Consider the following 15,674-nt stretch of genomic DNA (forward strand, 5'->3'; position numbering starts at 1 on the left):
CCCCGCGCCCGCCGCCGCCCCCGCGCCCGCCGCCGCCCCCGCGCCCGCCGCCGCCCCCGCCGCCACCCCCGCGGATGCCGCCACCCCCGTGGAGGCCGCCCGATGAGCGCGCGCGAGCGAGCGGCGCGGGCCGCCGTCCACGCGCTGCTGCGCCGGGTGCACGGTGGCGTGATCGAGCTGCGCGAGCCGGACGGGACGCTGCTCGCGTTCGGCACGCAGGCGCCGCCGCCGGCGACCCCGCTGCGGGTCCGCGTCGACGTCCACTCGCCGGCCCTGTGGGTCGAGCTGGCGCTGCATCACGGCGTCGGCTTCGGCCGGGCGTACATGGACGGGCTGTGGTCGTGCGAGGACCTCGTCACGCTCGTGCGGATCGCGGCGCGCGCGATGGAGGCCGGCGACCGCGCGCGCGAGCGCTTCCTGCCGCTCGTCGGGCCGCTGCAGCGCGCGTCGTGGCGGCTGAAGGCGAACACGCGCGCTCGTTCGCGCGAGCGGATCGCCGCCCACTACGACCTCGGCGACGAGCTGTTCTCGCGCTTCCTCGACGAGACGATGATGTACTCGTCGGGGATCTTCGAGCGCCCCGACGCGACGCTGCACGAGGCGTCGGTCGCGAAGCTGGAGCGGATCTGCCGCACGCTCGACCTCGGACCCGGCGACCACGTGCTGGAGATCGGCACCGGCTGGGGCGGCTTCGCGCTCCATGCCGCGGGCCGCTACGGCTGCCGTGTCACGACGACGACGATCTCACGCGCGCAGCATGCGCATGCGGTCGCGGCGGTGCGCGCGGCGGGGCTGAGCGATCGCGTCGAGGTCCTGCTGGAGGACTACCGCGACCTGCGCGGGCAGTACGACAAGCTTGTATCGATCGAGATGATCGAGGCGGTCGGCTGGGAGCACCTCGACACCTACTTCCGCGTCTGCGCCGAGCGGCTGAAGCCCGACGGCGCGATGCTGCTGCAGGCGATCGTCGCCTCCGACCGCGCCTATCGCGTCGAGCGCGCGTCGGTCGGCTTCATCAACGCGTTCATCTTCCCCGGCGGAACGCTGCCGTCGATGGCGGCGATCGAGCACTCCGTCGGCCGCACCGACCTGCGCAGCGTGCGGCTGGAGGACATCACCGCCCACTACGCCCCGACGCTGCGGCTGTGGCGCGAGAACTTCCTCGCGGCCTGGCCGGAGCTGGTCGACCACGGCTACGACGAGCGCTTCCGCCGCATCTGGGAGCTGTACCTCGCCTACTGTGAGGCCGGCTTCGAGGAGCGCCGCATCCAGGACGTGCAGGTGACGCTCGCCAAGCCCCGCTTCCGCGCCGAGCCGCTCCCGCCGCTGCCGGCCGCCGCGCCGTCGGCCACCGCCGCCCGCCCGACGGCGCGCCCTGCCGACGCCGACGACGACCGCCTCACCGCCGCGGCGTGGGACTGAGGCCGCGCCCGCGTCGCGACAGCCGCCCGCCTCGCGGCAACCGCCCGCGCCCGCGTCGCGACAGCCGCCCGCGCCCGCGCCGCGTCGGCGGCGCGGCGTGCGGCTGAAGCGTGCGAATCAGCTGCGCGGCGTGCGGCTGAAGCCGCGGCCGGCGATCGCGTCGAGCAGCTGCGCGGGGCCGCGCGAGGCGAGCTTTGCGAGCGCGGTCTTGCCGCCGGGGCCGAGCACGCGCTTGTCCTGCTCGATCGCCTCGACCGCGCGCCGCGCCCACTCGGCCGCGGGGATCGTCTCCCAGCCCGACGTGTCGAGATGCCGCGCGTACAGCTCGGCGGTCGCATCGTACATCTCCGACTCGACACCCGGCGTCACGAGCTGCAGCGTGCGCACGCCGGTGCCGCGCAGCTCGCGCTGGAGCGACTCCGTGAAGGCGACGATCCCGGCCTTCGAGGCGGCGTAGGTGGAGGCGGCGGGGAAGTAGGCGTAGCCGCTGATCGAGGCGTTGTTGACGATCATCCCGCGACCGCGCGCGACCATCCCCGGCAGCACCCGCTGCGTCAGCTGGATCGCGGCGAGCAGGTTGACCTGCACCATCGCCTCGATCTCCTCCATCCGCTGCTCCTCCAACAGCCCGCCCGTCATCAGGCCGGCGTTGTTGACGAGCACGTCGACCTCGTCGAGGTCGTCGGCGGCGGCAGCGATGCAGTTGTCAAGCGTCTCGCGGCCGGAGAGGTCGAGCTGCAGCGGCACGACCTCGCGCACGCGGCTGCCCTCCACCTCCAGCGGCTCCCAGCGATCGAGCGAACGGACGCCGGCCAGCAGCCGCACCGGCCGTCTCGCCAGCTCCGCCGCCAGCGCACGCCCGATCCCCCGGTTCGCGCCGGTGACGAGACAGGTTGCACCGTCAAGTCGCATCACCTTCCCTACGGCCGACGCGCGCGGACGGATCTCCGCTAGGCGGCTGCCTCGTCGGTCATCCACGCCGGGAGCCCTGGATTTCTTCCTTGTATCCAGCTCTCGCTGCGGTCGCCGTCTATCACCACGACCATCGGCGAGCTCTCCGCCGCTCGCGCGATCGCTCTGGGTGTCGCGAGGTCAGCGGCGATGAAGTGCACGCCGTTCGGGAAGCGCGACTCACCGCCGGCGAACACGTTCGCCATGTCCTCTTCGATGACCGCGTCGGTCGCGATTCGCGCGGCTGAGGGTCTCGTCTCTACGTTCTCCATCGTTCGATCATCCTTCTGAAGTCGCGCTTGATCAACCGCAAAGATGTGTCACAAGCTTCGTTGGGTGTCCCGTGGTGGAAGACGACGGCCGGTTGTTTCGCGCCGTCGAGGCCATAGCGGTGATGGTCGTTGCGGTCACCGTGGGTGCAATCGAACAGATCGGTCGTGAACTTGCGTCCGTCCACCTCGATGACGAGCGTGTTCGCGTACGAGACGACCTTGTGCTCGATCTCGTAGCGGCAATGCAGTTCGACGCCATCTGCGAGATCGCTGGTGAACCCTTTTTCGCGTCTCGCGACCATGGCGAATGACGCTATGGAAGAAGGTGTGACGGCGAAACCGCGCGACTGTGACGTCTCTGCGCAAGCGCTGCGGAAGCAGGCGCGCGCTTGCGCAGAGTGGGGGAGCGGTGCGCCTCGCGAGCCGGCGCGAGGGCGGGCGGGAACGTCTAGGCGGACGGCTCGGGCAGGTGGCCGAGGTCGTTCCAGAGCTTCAGCGCGGGGGTGCCGCGCTCGTTGCCGACGACGGAGATGCTGGTCGGGTCGACGAGCAGGTGGCGGCCGGTGTCGGGGTGGAGGTCGAGCGCGACCGGCGCGAGCGTGCGCAGCATGTGGGCATGGGCGACGAGCAGGACCGGGCCGTCGGCGGCGCGGGCGCGGGCGATGACGCGCGCCGCGCGGGCGGCGGCCTCGGCGACCGTCTCGCCGCCGGGGCAGCCGTCGCGCCAGAGGTCCCAGTCGGGCCGCGTCTCGCGGATCTCGGCGGTCGTGATGCCCTCGTACTGGCCGTAGTCGAGCTCCATCAGGTCGGGCTCGCTCTCGATCCGGCCCGCGAAGCCGGCCAGCTCGGCGGTGCGGTGGGCGCGCTGGAGCGGGCTGGCGAGCACGAGCGCGAAGTCGATCTCGGCCAGCCGCGGCTGCAGCGTCGCCGCCTGCTGCTCGCCATGCGCCGTCAGCGGGATGTCGGTGCGCCCGGTGTGCCGGCGCGTCAGCGACCACTCGGTCTCGCCGTGGCGGACGAGCCAGAGGTCGTTCGGAGTCGTGGCCATGGGCTGAACCGTACTGACGCAGCCGACCGTCGCAGGGGCCGAGTGGCGGGGTGCCAGGCCGCGCCGGCCGGGCCCCGGCGGCCCGCCTACGAGTGGCGCCCGAAGTCGGTCGTGTAGGTCGCGCCGGCCTGGCCGTCGAGGCTCGGGTCCGCGAGCGGGACGCCGACCGCGATGCCGATGCCGATCTCGCGGAATCTCGGGTTGAGGATGTTCGCGCGATGGGCCGGGCTCTTCATCCACGCCCGCACGAGCGCGGCCGGCTGCGCCAGCGACAGCGTGCCCCAGCCGATGTTCTCGCCCAGCGTCCAGCTCGCGCCCTTCGGCACGTAGCTGGTCGCGAGCATCCGCTGGAAGGGGCTGCGGCCGTCGGGCGAGTCGTGCTCGAAGTAGCCCCTGCGGACCATGTCGCGCGAGTGCGCGACGGCGGAGCCGCTGAGGCGGCGGTCGAGCTTGAGCGGGCTCAGGTCGCGCGCCGCGCGCTCGCGGTTGAGCAGGCAGAGCGTCGCCGAGTTGGCCTTCGCGATCGTCGCCGCGACGACCTCGGTCTGGGCGGACGCGCACGCGGCGGTGGACGACTTGGCAGGGCCCGCGCCGTGGGCTGCGGCAGGCAGCGCGACGTAGCTGGCGAGGACGAGCGTGACGATGCGGGTGAAGAGACGGTGACGCATGGTGCCCTCCGCATCGGCCCGGGGCGGCACCGTTCAACAGCGTCCGCTGGCGCGTTGGACGCATGTCCGAATTCGAAAAATATGCCGAATTGGACGCATGTTCGGGTCGCCTCCACTGGGTACGCTCGCGCCATGCCACGTAGAGGCAGAGGCAGAGGCGATGCGCTCGACGACTACCGCGCCAAGCGGGACTTCGCCGCGACGAGCGAGCCGGCGGGGGAGGACGCGCAGAGCGAGGCGACGACGTCGCCCCGCTTCGTCATCCAGCAGCACGACGCGACCCGCCTGCACTGGGACCTGCGGCTGGAGCGAGACGGGACGCTCGCCTCGTGGGCGCTGCCGCGCGGGCTGCCGCTCGACCCCGGCGACGACCGCGTCGCGGTCCGCACCGAGGACCACCCGCTGCAGTACCTCGACTTCCACGGCGAGATACCGAGCGGCAGCTACGGCGCCGGCACGATGACGATCTTCGACCGCGGCACCTGCGCGGTGCACGAGTTCACCACCAGAAAGGTCGAGTTCACGCTCAGCGGCGAGCGCAACGAGGGCCGCTACGGGATGTTCCCGATCGGCAGAAGCGGCGACGAGTGGCTGATCCACCGGATGCAGCCGCCGCAGGACCCCGACCGCGAACGGCTGCCCGAGCAGCTGCTGCCGATGCTGGCGAAGGCCGGCGAGCTGCCGCCGCGGGCGCAGCAGGAGCGCTGGGGCCACGAGGTCAAGTGGGACGGCATCCGCGCGCTGCTGTGGTGCGACCACGGCCAGGTGCGGATCGAGAGCCGCACCCAGCGCGAGATCACCGAGCGCTATCCGGAGGTCAAGCCGATCGGCCGCGCGCTCGCCGCCGCGGGCCTGCTGGAGGTGCTGCTCGACGGCGAGCTGGTCGCGCTCGACGAGCAGGGCAAGCCGAGCTTCGAGCGGCTCCAGGGCCGCATGAACGCGGGCAGCGAGGCGGCGATCAGACGGGCCGCGCGCGGCGCGCCGGTCACCTACGTGATCTTCGACCTGCTCCACCGCGACGGCCGCTCGCTGCTCGCGACCGCCTACGAGGAGCGGCGCGCCCAGCTCGACCAGCTCGGCATCGGCGGCCCCGCCTGGCGCGTTCCCGCGTACCACCGCGGCAACGGCAGCGCGCTGCTGGCGGCGACGCGCGAGCAGGGGCTGGAGGGGATCGTCGCCAAGCGGCTCGACGCGCACTACGAGCCCGGCCGCCGCGGCGGCGCCTGGCTGAAGCTGCGCAACCGCCTGCGCCAGGAGCTGGTGATCGGCGGCTGGCTGCCCGGCGAGGGCAACCGCGAGGGCCGCATCGGCGCGCTGCTGGTCGGCGACCGCGACCAGCCCGGCGGCCCGCTCAGATACGCCGGCCGCGTCGGCTCCGGTCTCAGCGAGGCGCAGCTCGACGACCTCCACGAGCAGCTCACCCGGATCGCCCGCAGAACGCGCCCGTTCGCGCCCGCGCCGAGAGGCGCCAGAAGCGCCAGCGTCGCGATCCCGCGCACCGCCCGCTGGGTCGAGCCGCTGCTGGTCGCCGAGGTCGAGTACACCGAGCGCACGCGCGAGGGCGTCCTGCGCCAGCCGGTCTTCAAGGGCCTGCGCGACGACAAGCCGCCGCAGCAGGTCGTGCGCGAGCGGGCCGACCTGCGCGGCCAGAGACTCAGCAACTGGGACAAGGTCCTCTACCCGTCGACCGGGTTCACGAAGGGCGACCTGATCGACTACTACGTCGCGATCGCGCCGACGCTGCTGCCGCACGTGCAGGAGCGGCCGGTGACGCTGCGGCGCTGGCCCGACGGCGTCGCGGGCAGAACCTTCTACGAGAAGAACTCGCCGTCGCATCGGCCGCAATGGGTCGAGACCGCCTCGATCTACAGCCGCAGCGAGAACAGACGGATCGCCTACACGCTCGTGCAGGACACCGCGACGCTGGCGTGGACCGCCAACCTCGCCGCGATCGAGCTGCACCCGTCGCTGTCGCTCGCGCGCGACATGGACCATCCGACCGCGGTCGTCTTCGACCTCGACCCGGGCCCCGGCACCGGGCTGCAGGAGTGCGCCGAGATCGCGCTGCTGCTGGAGGGCCTGTTCGCCCAGCTCGGCCTCCGCACGGCGGTCAAGACGTCGGGCTCGAAGGGGCTGCAGGTCTACCTCCCGCTCGGCGAGGGCGCGGCCACCTACGCGCAGACGAAGCCGTTTGCGAAGCAGATCGCCGAGCTGCTGGAGCGGCGCCTGCCGGAGCTGGTCGTCGCGCGCATGACGAGAAGACTGCGAGCGGGGAAGGTGCTGGTCGACTGGAGCCAGAACGACGAGCACAAGACGACCGTCTGCGTCTACTCGGTGCGCGCGAAGGAGCGGCCGCAGGTGTCGGCGCCGCTGAGCTGGGAGGAGCTGCGCGCCGCGCACGCCGACGGCGCCGCCGCCGAGCTGGTCTTCGATCCGCAGGACGTGCTGCGGCGCGTCGCCGAGCAGGGCGATCTGTTCGCGCCGATGCTCGGCTCCGCGCAGCAGCTCCCGCGGCTCTGACGCAGTCGTTGTCGCGACGGCAGGAACGGCGGCGCGCCGCCTCGCGCGCAAGTCGCCTAGGATGCGGTCTCTCGCCGCACGGAGACCTCTTTCACCATGGATCCAGTCACGCTTCGCAACCGTCTGCTCGTCGCCACCGGAATGTGGCGCGAAGTCACGGGCAGCCCGCTGCCGAGACTGCCCGCGGGCAGACCCGAGAAGCAGGTCGAGGCGTTCGAGCTGCTGCTCGTCGACAAGCTGTGGGAAGGCGCGACCCCCGAGAACGCGCGCGAGATCGCCGACCGCACCTGGGACCTGGTGCACGATCGCAGAGACAGCGATCCGGTCCGCAAGCGCGTCGTCGAGTGCCACGAGGCGCTCGCGCGGATGTCGCGCCTCGGCGACTGACGCGTCGCCCGTTGTAACCAGCTGACCTCGCTGCCGATGACTGGGGCAGCGTGCTGACGCTCGCCGCACGGCGGGCGCCGGCTCGGGAACAGCAATGGTCAGCTTCACATCACTTTGTTGAACGTTCGTCCAGGTCGTCTGCGTCTCCGCGCAGTCGCGGACGAGGATGTCCACTAGATGTCTCCACTTGCCGACGACGCCGATGCCGTGGTCTACGAGCGCCTCGCTCGCGTCGCCGCGCGCACGCTCGGCGCGCCGGTCGCGCTGATCGCGCTACGCGGCGCCGACGGGATCGCCGCGAGCGCGGCCGAGGCGGCGCTGGGCCTGGCGGGCACGCACGTGCTGGCGGCCGGCAGCGGCCTGCCGGAGACATGGCGCCGCGGCGACCGCTTCGAGGACGCGCTGCCGGGCGCCGCCGCCGCCTCGCTCGACGGTCCGCTCGCGGTCGCTGACATGCGCGCGACGCCGCGCCTGCGCGGCGGGGTCGCGGTCGCCGAGTTCGACGCCGTCGCCTGCATCGCCGCCGCCCTGCGCGGTCGCGACGGCGCCGTCTTCGGCGCGATCTGCGTCTACGACACGCGCCCGCGCGCCTGGAGCGACGAGGAGCGCGCGACGCTGCACGACCTCGCCGCCGTCGCCGCGCACGAGCGCGAGCGCGCGCTCGACGTGCGCGAGCGCAGAGCGCTGCGCCACGTCGCGACGGCGGTCGCGCAGGGCGCCGATCCCGAGGTCGTGCACGCGCTCGTCGCGGCCGAGGCCGCGCGCGCCTTCGGCGCCGACGCCGGCGCGGTCGTCCGCTACGAGGACGAGCATCACGCGCGCATCGTCGGCAGCTGGGGGCGCGAGGGGATCGAGCCGCTGCCGCTCGACGGCCTGCTGGCGCTCGACGCCGGCGGGATCGCGGCGGCGCTGCGCCAGGGGCAGCCGGCGCGCGCCGACGGCGACGCGCGCCACCGGCCCTTCCGCCACCGCGTCGGCGCGCCGATCGGCGGCGGCCAGCACGTCTGGGGCTTTGTCGCCGCGCTGGCCGACACGCCTTTCGCGCCCGGCGTCGAGAACCGCGTCGCCGACTTCGCCGAGCTGGTCGCGGCGGCGCTCGCGAACGCCGAGGCGCGCGGCGCGCTGGCGGCGCAGGCGACGACCGATCCGCTGACCGGGCTCGCCAACCAGCGCGCCTTCCAGGAGCGGCTGCGCAGCGAGGCCGAGCGCGCCCGCCGCCACGGTCGCAACCTCGGCCTGGCGCTGATAGACCTCGACGGCTTCAAGTTCGTCAACGACACCTGGGGCCACCAGGCCGGCGACGACGTGCTCGTGACGATCGCCCGCCGCGCCGAGTCGACGATCCGCGTCGGCGAGCTGCTGGCGCGGCTCGGCGGCGACGAGCTGGCGCTGCTGCTGCCGGAGACCGACGCCGACGGCACCGCCGCCGCGGGCGAGCGGATCCGCCAGCTCGTCGCGCACGACCCGATCGGCGTCGTCGGCCACGTCACGATCTCGGTCGGCGTCAGCGACATCGCACTCGGCGGCGACGCCGACGGGATGTTCCGCAGCGCCGACGACGCGCTCTACTTCGCCAAGTCACAGGGCCGCGACATCGTCGCCCGCTACCAGCCGGAGCTGGTCGAGCAGCTCGGCCAGGCGCAGCGCGCCGAGCGCGTCGCGCGCAGGCAGGCGCTGCTGGGGATCGGCGCGCTCGCGCGCGCCGTCGACGCGAAGGACCCCGTCAGCGAGCGCCACTCCGAGCGCGTCGCCGAGCTGGCGGTGCGGCTGGCGCGCGTCTCCGGCTGGCCGCCGCAGCGGCTGGCGCTGCTGCGCGAGGCCGCGCTGCTGCACGACGTCGGCAAGATCGGCGTGGCGGAGCAGATCCTCCTCAGAGCGGCGCCGACGGCGGCCGAGCTGGCGCAGCTGCGCGAGCACGCGCGGCTGGGGGCGGAGATCGCGACCGAGGTGCTGACGCCCGAGCAGGTCGGCTGGATCCGCTCCCACCACGAGCGGCCTGACGGCGGCGGCTACCCCGACGGGCTGACCGGCGAGGCGATCGCGCCGGGGGCGAGGCTGCTGGCCGTCGCCGACGCCTGGGACGCGATGACCGGCCCGAGCAGCCACCGCGAGCCGCTGGCGCCTGAGGCGGCGCTGGCGGAGTGTCGCGCGGGGGCGGGGACGCAGTTCGCGGCGGAGGCGGTGGCGGCGCTCGAGCGGGTGCTCGCGACGGGCGAGCTGGCGCCGGCCTGGGACCAGGCGTCGGCGATCTCGCTGGGAGCCTGAACGCTGACGCGCGGGCAGTTCTCCCTAACGGCGTGAAGTTGCAGCAAACACGGTCGATCGCGACCGTTTGTGGGTGGCATGTAGCAGTTGTGCGGCAAGGGGTGGCAGACAGGTGTTTAGCCTGCTACGTTCTGCGCCGTAAGGCCGGCCGAATGCGCCGGCGTAAGCAGTGCGACGCACGCGGGTTCGTTGGGGACAACACAACTTCCTCCGCGGAGGCAGCACGAATCGCAGTGGAGGGCATACGTGCCGACCGGAACCGTGAAGTGGTTCAGCGACGAGAAGGGCTTCGGCTTCATCACTCCCGATGAGGGCAGCAGGGACCTCTTCGTCCATCACACCGGCATCAACTCGGACGGGTACCGCTCCCTCGCCGAGGGCGCCAAGGTGACCTACGACGAGGAGCAGGGCGACAAGGGCCCCAAGGCCGTCAACGTCTCTGCCATCTGAGTCGCGACTCGCGACGTCGCACGCGAGGCTCCCGGGCTCCGGGGGCCTTTCGTGTTTAAGCAGGTCCGATCGGGAGGGGTCGCGGGTGCCGGCCGCTACCCTGGGACGCTGGTCCAAGGCGCGATGCGTACAATGGCATAAATCCTGATCGAACTTTGGGGTATCTGGCGCGGTGAACAAGACGGTTGAAGAGCGCGAACGAGTCGTCGTGCGGTTCGCGGGCGACTCCGGCGACGGCATGCAGCTGGCCGGTGGTCGCTTCACGGACGCGACGGCTGTGCTCGGCAACGATCTCGCGACGCTGCCCGACTTCCCGGCCGAGATCCGCGCGCCCGCGGGCACGATCCCGGGCGTCTCCGCCTTCCAGATCCACTTCGCCTCGCGGGACATCCTCACGCCGGGCGACGCGCCCAACGTGCTGGTCGCGATGAACCCGGCGGCGCTGAAGGCCAACCTCGCGGCGCTCCCGCGCGGCGCGACGATCATCGTCAACGAGGACGCGTTCACGAGACGCAACCTCGAGAAGGCCGGCTACGCCGAGAGCCCGCTCGACGACGACACGCTGAGCGAGTTCACCGTCCACCGCGTGCCGATGACGTCGCTCACGACGCGCGCGTCGGAGGGCCTGGAGGGCGTCGGCACGCGTGACGCCGGCCGCGCCAAGAACCTCTTCGCGCTCGGCCTGCTGTCGTGGCTCTACGACCGCCCGACCGACGTCACCGAGCGCTGGATCGAGGGCAAGTTCGCCTCCAAGCCGGCGGCCAAGGCGGCCAACCTCGCCGCCTTCCAGGCCGGCTGGTCGTTCGGCGAGACGACCGAGCTGCTCGACGTCCAGTACAAGATCCTGCCAGCGACCGACGTCGAGTCGGGCACCTACCGCCAGGTCAACGGCACGACCGCGACCGCGCTCGGGCTGCTCGCCGGCTCGGTCCGCGCGAGACTGCCGCTGCTGCTCGCCTCGTACCCGATCACGCCCGCCTCGGAGCTGCTGCACGAGCTCTCCAAGCACGAGAGACTGGGCGTCCGCACGGTCCAGGCGGAGGACGAGATCGCCGCCGCCGGCGTCGCGCTCGGCGCGGCCTTCGGCGGCCACCTCGGCATCACCTCGACCTCCGGTCCCGGCATGGACCTGAAGTCGGAGACGATCGGCCTGGCGCTGATGCTCGAGCTGCCGATGGTGATCGTCGACGTGCAGCGCGCCGGCCCGTCGACCGGGCTCCCGACCAAGACAGAGCAGTCGGACCTGCTGATGGCGATGTACGGCCGTCACGGTGACGCGCCGCTGCCGATCCTCGCCGCGCAGACGGCCGGCGACTGCTTCCGCAGCGCCTTCGAGGCGGTCCAGATCGCGATCGAGCGGCGCACGCCGGTGATCCTGCTGACCGACGGCTTCCTCGCGAACTCGTCGGAGCCGTGGCGGATCCCGTCGCTGGAGGAGCTGCCTGAGATCGACCCCGGCTTCGCCTCCGCGCCGCCGGAGGGCGAGAGCTTCCTCCCGTACGCGCGTGACGAGCGCGGCGTGCGGCCGTGGGCGCCGCCCGGCACGCCCGGCCTCGAGCACCGCATCGGCGGCATCGAGAAGCAGGACGGCACCGGCAACATCTCCTACGACCCGGCCAACCACGCGCACATGACGAGAGTGCGCGCCGCGAAGGTCTCCAACATCGCCGCCGACCTGCCGCCGCTGGCGGTCGACGACCCCGGCGGCGACGCCGACGTGCTCGTGCTCGGCTGGGGCTCGACCTACGGCTCGATCCGCGCCGGCGTCCGCCGCGTGCGCGACCGCGGGCTGAAGGTCGCGCAGGCGCACGTCCGCCACATCAACCCGCTGCCCTCGAACATCGGCGAGGTGCTGCGCGGCTACGACAAGGTGCTCGTGCCGGAGATGAACACCGGCCAGCTCGTCAAGCTGCTGCGGGCGGAGTTCCTCGTCGACTGCAAGCCGTACAACAAGATCACCGGCCAGCCGCTCTACGCGGCCGAGCTGGAGGAAGCGATCGTGGAGCTGATCGAGGCTCCCGCGGAGGTCCCGGCATGAGTGCCACGCTCCACGTCAACGGCAACGGCAACGGCGCCGAACACAGACTGACGAAGGCGGACTTCCAGTCCGACCAGGAGACGCGCTGGTGCCCCGGCTGCGGCGACTACGCGATCCTCAACGCCGTCCAGACGCTGATGCCCGACCTCGGCGTGCCGACGGAGAAGACCGTCTTCGTCACCGGGATCGGCTGCGCCGGCCGCTTCGCGTACTACATGGACACGTACGGGATGCACAGCATCCACGGCCGTGCCACGACGATCGCGACCGGCCTCGCGACGACGCGCGAGGACCTCTCGATCTGGGTCGTCTCCGGCGACGGCGACGCGCTGTCGATCGGCGGCAACCACCTGATCCACGCGCTGCGCCGCAACGTGCCGGTCAAGATCCTGCTGTTCAACAACCAGATCTACGGCCTCACGAAGGGCCAGGCGTCGCCGACCTCCGAGCGCGGCAAGATCACCAAGTCGACCCCGTTCGGCTCGCAGGACCGGCCCTTCAACCCGATCGCGCTGGCGCTCGGCGCCGAGGCGTCGTTCGTGGCCCGCACGCTCGACCGCGACAGAAAGCACATGACCGAGGTGCTGCGGCAGGCGGCCGAGCACAAGGGTGCATCACTGGTCGAGATCTACCAGAACTGCCCGATCTTCAACGACGGCGCCTTCTTCAACCTGACCGAGAAGGACACGAAGGTCGCGGCGCAGATCCGCCTCGAGCACGGCCAGCCGATCACGTTCGGTCCGGAGGAGGCGCTGCGCGGCGTCGCGCGCGCCGACGACGGCGGGCTGGAGATCGTCGCGGCGGCCGGCAACGAGCAGCGGCTGATCGTCCACGACCAGCATCGCGAGGACCCGTCGCTGGCGTTCGCGCTCGCGCGCCTCGCCGACGGCCCGACCGAGCCGACCCCGATCGGCATCTTCCGCCAGGTGCAGCGCCCCGTCCACGGTGCGGCGGCGAGCGAGAACCCCGGCCGCGCCGTCGGCGACGTCGGCGCGCTCGACCAGCTGCTGCACGCGGGCGACACCTGGACGATCGCCTGATCCCCGTCCCGCGCGGCCGGCCGCGCGGGACTAGGATTCGATCATGCGCATCCTGGTGATCGAGGACGAGACCGCGATCGCCGACTTCGTCCAGCGCGGCCTGCAGGCCGAGGGCTACGCCGTCACGGTCGCCGGCGACGGCATCGAGGGCGAGCAGCGGGCGCTGCACGACGACGTCGACCTGGTCGTGCTCGACGTGATGCTGCCGGGCCGTGACGGGCTCGCGGTGCTCGGCTCGATCCGGCGCGTCAAGCCGGAGCTGCCGGTCGTGATGCTGAGCGCGCGCGCGACCGTCGACGACCGCGTCGCCGGCCTCGACGGCGGCGCGACCGACTACGTCACCAAGCCGTTCTCGTTCGACGAGCTGGCGGCGCGCGTGCGGGCCCACCTGCGGCGGCCGCGCCAGCGCGACGCGACGACCCTGTCGGCGGCCGGGATCGAGCTCGACCTGCTCGGCCGCACCGTCCGCCGCGACGGCGTCGAGCTGCGGCTGTCGGCGCGCGAGTTCGACCTGCTCGCCTACTTCCTGCGCCACCCCGACCAGGCGCTGTCGCGGCAGCAGATCCTCAGCGCCGTCTGGGGCTACGACTTCGACCCCGGCACGAACGTCGTCGAGGTCTACATCCGCTACCTGCGACGGAAGCTGGAGCTGCCGGGCAGGCCGGCGCCGATCGACACGCTCCGCTCCGTCGGATACCGGTTGACGACACGGCCATGAGCGTGCGGGGGAGCAGCGACAGAGGCTCCCACAGGCGGTGGCGCTGGGTCCGCGGCCTGCGCGCGCGGCTGGCGCTGGCGATCTCGCTGATCCTGTTCGTCTCGCTCGGGACCGCCTTCATCGCGACCTATCGCGGCACCGGGACGCAGGTCCGCAACCAGATCGACCAGGACCTCAAGACCGACGCGAGAGCGGTCGACGACCGGCTCGGCTACGACACGAGACCGAGAGCGCTCGTCACCGCCGCCGAGATCTACATCCAGGACCGCCGCTCCTACGGCGCCACCGCGCGCCTCTACCTGATCCGCGTCAGAGGCGGCACGATCGTCTCCAACCTGCCGGAGCTGAGCCCGGAGGAGGAGGGCGACCAGCGCGTCGGCCGTGACGTGCTCGGCCCGCGCAGGGAGAGCGGCGAGGCGCGCGCGCTGCGCACCGCCGACCTCGGCCTCTCGACCGTGCGCGTCAACGACGAGCCGCTGCGGCTCTACTTCGTCTCCGTCATCCGCGGCGGCAGAAAGGTCGCCGAGGTCGGCGTCGGCGAGTCGGCGGCGTCGGTCGGACGGGCGCAGAGCGGCGTCGCGCGGACCTTCCTCGTCGCCGGCTCGCTGACGCTGCTGGTCGCGATCGGGCTCGGCTTCGCGTTCGCGACGCGGCTGTCGAAGCCGCTGCGCAGAATGGCGACGACCGCCGCCGAGGTGACCGCCGGCGACCTCTCGCAGCGGATCGGCTCGAGAGGCCCGCGTGACGAGGTGCGCGTCCTCTCCGACGCCTTCGACTCGATGCTCGACCGGCTCGAGGACGCCTTCGCGCGCCAGCGCGGCTTCGTCGCCGACGCCTCGCACGAGCTGCGCACGCCGCTGACGGTGATCCGCGGCCAGCTGGAGGTGCTGGCGCGGCAGAGAGACGTCAGACAGGAGGACGTCCGCCACGTCGACGAGGTCGTCCGCACCGAGGTGCTGCGGATGGAGCGGCTGGTCGAGGACCTGCTGCTGCTGGCGCGCGCCGACGAGGGCGAGCTGGTGCGGCCGGGCACGGTCGACCTGGCGCCGTTCGTCGAGGAGCTGTTCGACTCGCTGACGCTGACCGCCGACCGCCGCTTCGAGCTCGGCGAGCTGCCGCAGGGGAGGCTGATCGCCGACGAGGACCGGATCGCCCAGGTCGTCCGCAACCTCGCCCGCAACGCCGTCGAGCACACCGGCCCGCAGGGGCTGGTGCGGCTGACGGTGACGCCGCTGGGCCGCAGCCGGATCGAGTTCGCGCTGGAGGACGACGGCCCCGGCATCCCGCCCGAGCAGCGCGACCGCGTCTTCGACCGCTTCCACCGCACCGACACCGCCCGCGCCCGCCGCACCGGCGGCGCCGGCCTCGGCCTGGCGATCGCGCGCGCGATCGTCGAGGCCCACGGCGGCCGCATCTACGCCTCCAGCTCGCCCGAGGGCGGCGCCCGCGTGGCGTTCGTCCTGCCCGGCTTCCGCGCCGCCGGCCGCCGCGCCGGCCGCGAGCAGCCGGCGCGCTCCTGAGCTCGTTCGCGGCGCCGAACCGACTGGCGCGTCAGCGTTCTTACATCCGATCGGAGGGGGTCCGATCGGAGGGTTTTTGGGCTGGGTGCCGGCGGTCCCGTAACCGGGGCGACTGATTGAGAGACACGGGTTCACGACCGGATTCCTCGTTACCGCCTTGATTTTCGGCGAAGAAACGCGTCGTGCGCGTACGGTCGCGGTTCGATTGTGACTTGAACGAACGCCGTTCGGGTCAAGATTTGAACTACCGCGAGCTGGCTCAACGAGTTGCAGGCTTATGGAGCGTCATGGTACGGTCGTTGTGTCAGGGGACGCACGCAAGCGGCGCAACGTCGAATTGCGTTGCAGATGAGTTTGGATGGGCTGTCCGGACGT

Annotated in this window: 14 protein-coding genes; 9 read left to right on the forward strand and 5 right to left on the reverse strand. The window is 72.5% G+C overall.

Features of this window, described 5'->3' with window-relative positions:
* Positions 1-102: 102 nt before the first annotated feature.
* The gene (locus Q7L73_RS12420) at positions 103-1,422 is read left to right on the forward strand and encodes a cyclopropane-fatty-acyl-phospholipid synthase family protein (protein WP_304693868.1); all 1,320 of its coding nucleotides are present in this window, start codon (positions 103-105) and stop codon (positions 1,420-1,422) included.
* A gap of 117 nt (positions 1,423-1,539) precedes the next feature.
* Here Q7L73_RS12420 and Q7L73_RS12425 read toward each other — a convergent pair whose 3' ends face one another.
* The 5 genes from Q7L73_RS12425 to Q7L73_RS12445 form a co-directional block, all read right to left on the reverse strand.
* On the reverse strand, positions 1,540-2,334 hold the full coding sequence (locus Q7L73_RS12425) for an SDR family oxidoreductase (protein ID WP_304693870.1): 795 nt from the start codon (positions 2,332-2,334) through the stop codon (positions 1,540-1,542).
* A 38-nt stretch (positions 2,335-2,372) separates the two neighbouring features.
* A complete protein-coding gene (locus tag Q7L73_RS12430; protein ID WP_304693872.1) occupies positions 2,373-2,645 on the reverse strand; it encodes a hypothetical protein in 273 nt (90 codons plus the stop codon).
* Entirely contained in the window at positions 2,633-2,947 is a 315-nt protein-coding gene (locus tag Q7L73_RS12435; RefSeq protein ID WP_304693874.1) for a hypothetical protein, read from the reverse strand. Before Q7L73_RS12435 ends, Q7L73_RS12430 begins: the two co-directional genes overlap by 13 nt.
* 146 nt (positions 2,948-3,093) lie before the next feature.
* Complete coding sequence (locus tag Q7L73_RS12440) at positions 3,094-3,693, reverse strand: histidine phosphatase family protein (RefSeq protein ID WP_304693876.1); 600 nt, start codon at positions 3,691-3,693, stop codon at positions 3,094-3,096.
* 86 nt (positions 3,694-3,779) lie between these two features.
* Positions 3,780-4,361 (reverse strand): CAP domain-containing protein, encoded by a 582-nt coding sequence (locus tag Q7L73_RS12445; RefSeq protein ID WP_304693878.1) that lies wholly within the window; start codon positions 4,359-4,361, stop codon positions 3,780-3,782.
* Positions 4,362-4,493: 132 nt separating this feature from the next.
* Between Q7L73_RS12445 and ligD the strand changes: the two genes are divergently transcribed.
* The 8 genes from ligD (at position 4,494) to Q7L73_RS12485 (ending at position 15,299) form a co-directional block, all read left to right on the forward strand.
* On the forward strand, positions 4,494-6,881 hold the full coding sequence (ligD, locus tag Q7L73_RS12450) for a DNA ligase D (protein WP_304693880.1): 2,388 nt from the start codon (positions 4,494-4,496) through the stop codon (positions 6,879-6,881).
* A 96-nt stretch (positions 6,882-6,977) separates the two neighbouring features.
* On the forward strand, positions 6,978-7,268 hold the full coding sequence (locus Q7L73_RS12455) for a hypothetical protein (protein WP_304693882.1): 291 nt from the start codon (positions 6,978-6,980) through the stop codon (positions 7,266-7,268).
* A 177-nt stretch (positions 7,269-7,445) separates the two neighbouring features.
* On the forward strand, positions 7,446-9,533 hold the full coding sequence (locus tag Q7L73_RS12460; RefSeq protein WP_304693884.1) for a diguanylate cyclase: 2,088 nt from the start codon (positions 7,446-7,448) through the stop codon (positions 9,531-9,533).
* Positions 9,534-9,779: 246 nt separating this feature from the next.
* Complete coding sequence (locus Q7L73_RS12465) at positions 9,780-9,983, forward strand: cold-shock protein (protein ID WP_304693886.1); 204 nt, start codon at positions 9,780-9,782, stop codon at positions 9,981-9,983.
* 172 nt (positions 9,984-10,155) lie between these two features.
* Positions 10,156-12,021 carry a 2-oxoacid:acceptor oxidoreductase subunit alpha gene (locus Q7L73_RS12470; protein ID WP_304693888.1) on the forward strand — a complete coding sequence of 622 codons (1,866 nt, stop codon included), beginning with the start codon at positions 10,156-10,158 and terminating at the stop codon, positions 12,019-12,021.
* Entirely contained in the window at positions 12,018-13,061 is a 1,044-nt protein-coding gene (locus Q7L73_RS12475) for a 2-oxoacid:ferredoxin oxidoreductase subunit beta (protein WP_304693890.1), read from the forward strand. The genes Q7L73_RS12470 and Q7L73_RS12475 overlap by 4 nt, the downstream gene beginning before the upstream one ends.
* A gap of 43 nt (positions 13,062-13,104) precedes the next feature.
* Positions 13,105-13,779 (forward strand): response regulator transcription factor, encoded by a 675-nt coding sequence (locus tag Q7L73_RS12480; protein WP_304693892.1) that lies wholly within the window; start codon positions 13,105-13,107, stop codon positions 13,777-13,779.
* Entirely contained in the window at positions 13,776-15,299 is a 1,524-nt protein-coding gene (locus Q7L73_RS12485) for a HAMP domain-containing sensor histidine kinase (protein WP_304693894.1), read from the forward strand. The genes Q7L73_RS12480 and Q7L73_RS12485 overlap by 4 nt, the downstream gene beginning before the upstream one ends.
* Positions 15,300-15,674 lie beyond the last annotated feature (375 nt).

It is taken from the genome of Conexibacter sp. CPCC 205762 (assembly GCF_030646155.1).
Classification (GTDB): Bacteria; Actinomycetota; Thermoleophilia; order Solirubrobacterales; family Solirubrobacteraceae; genus Conexibacter.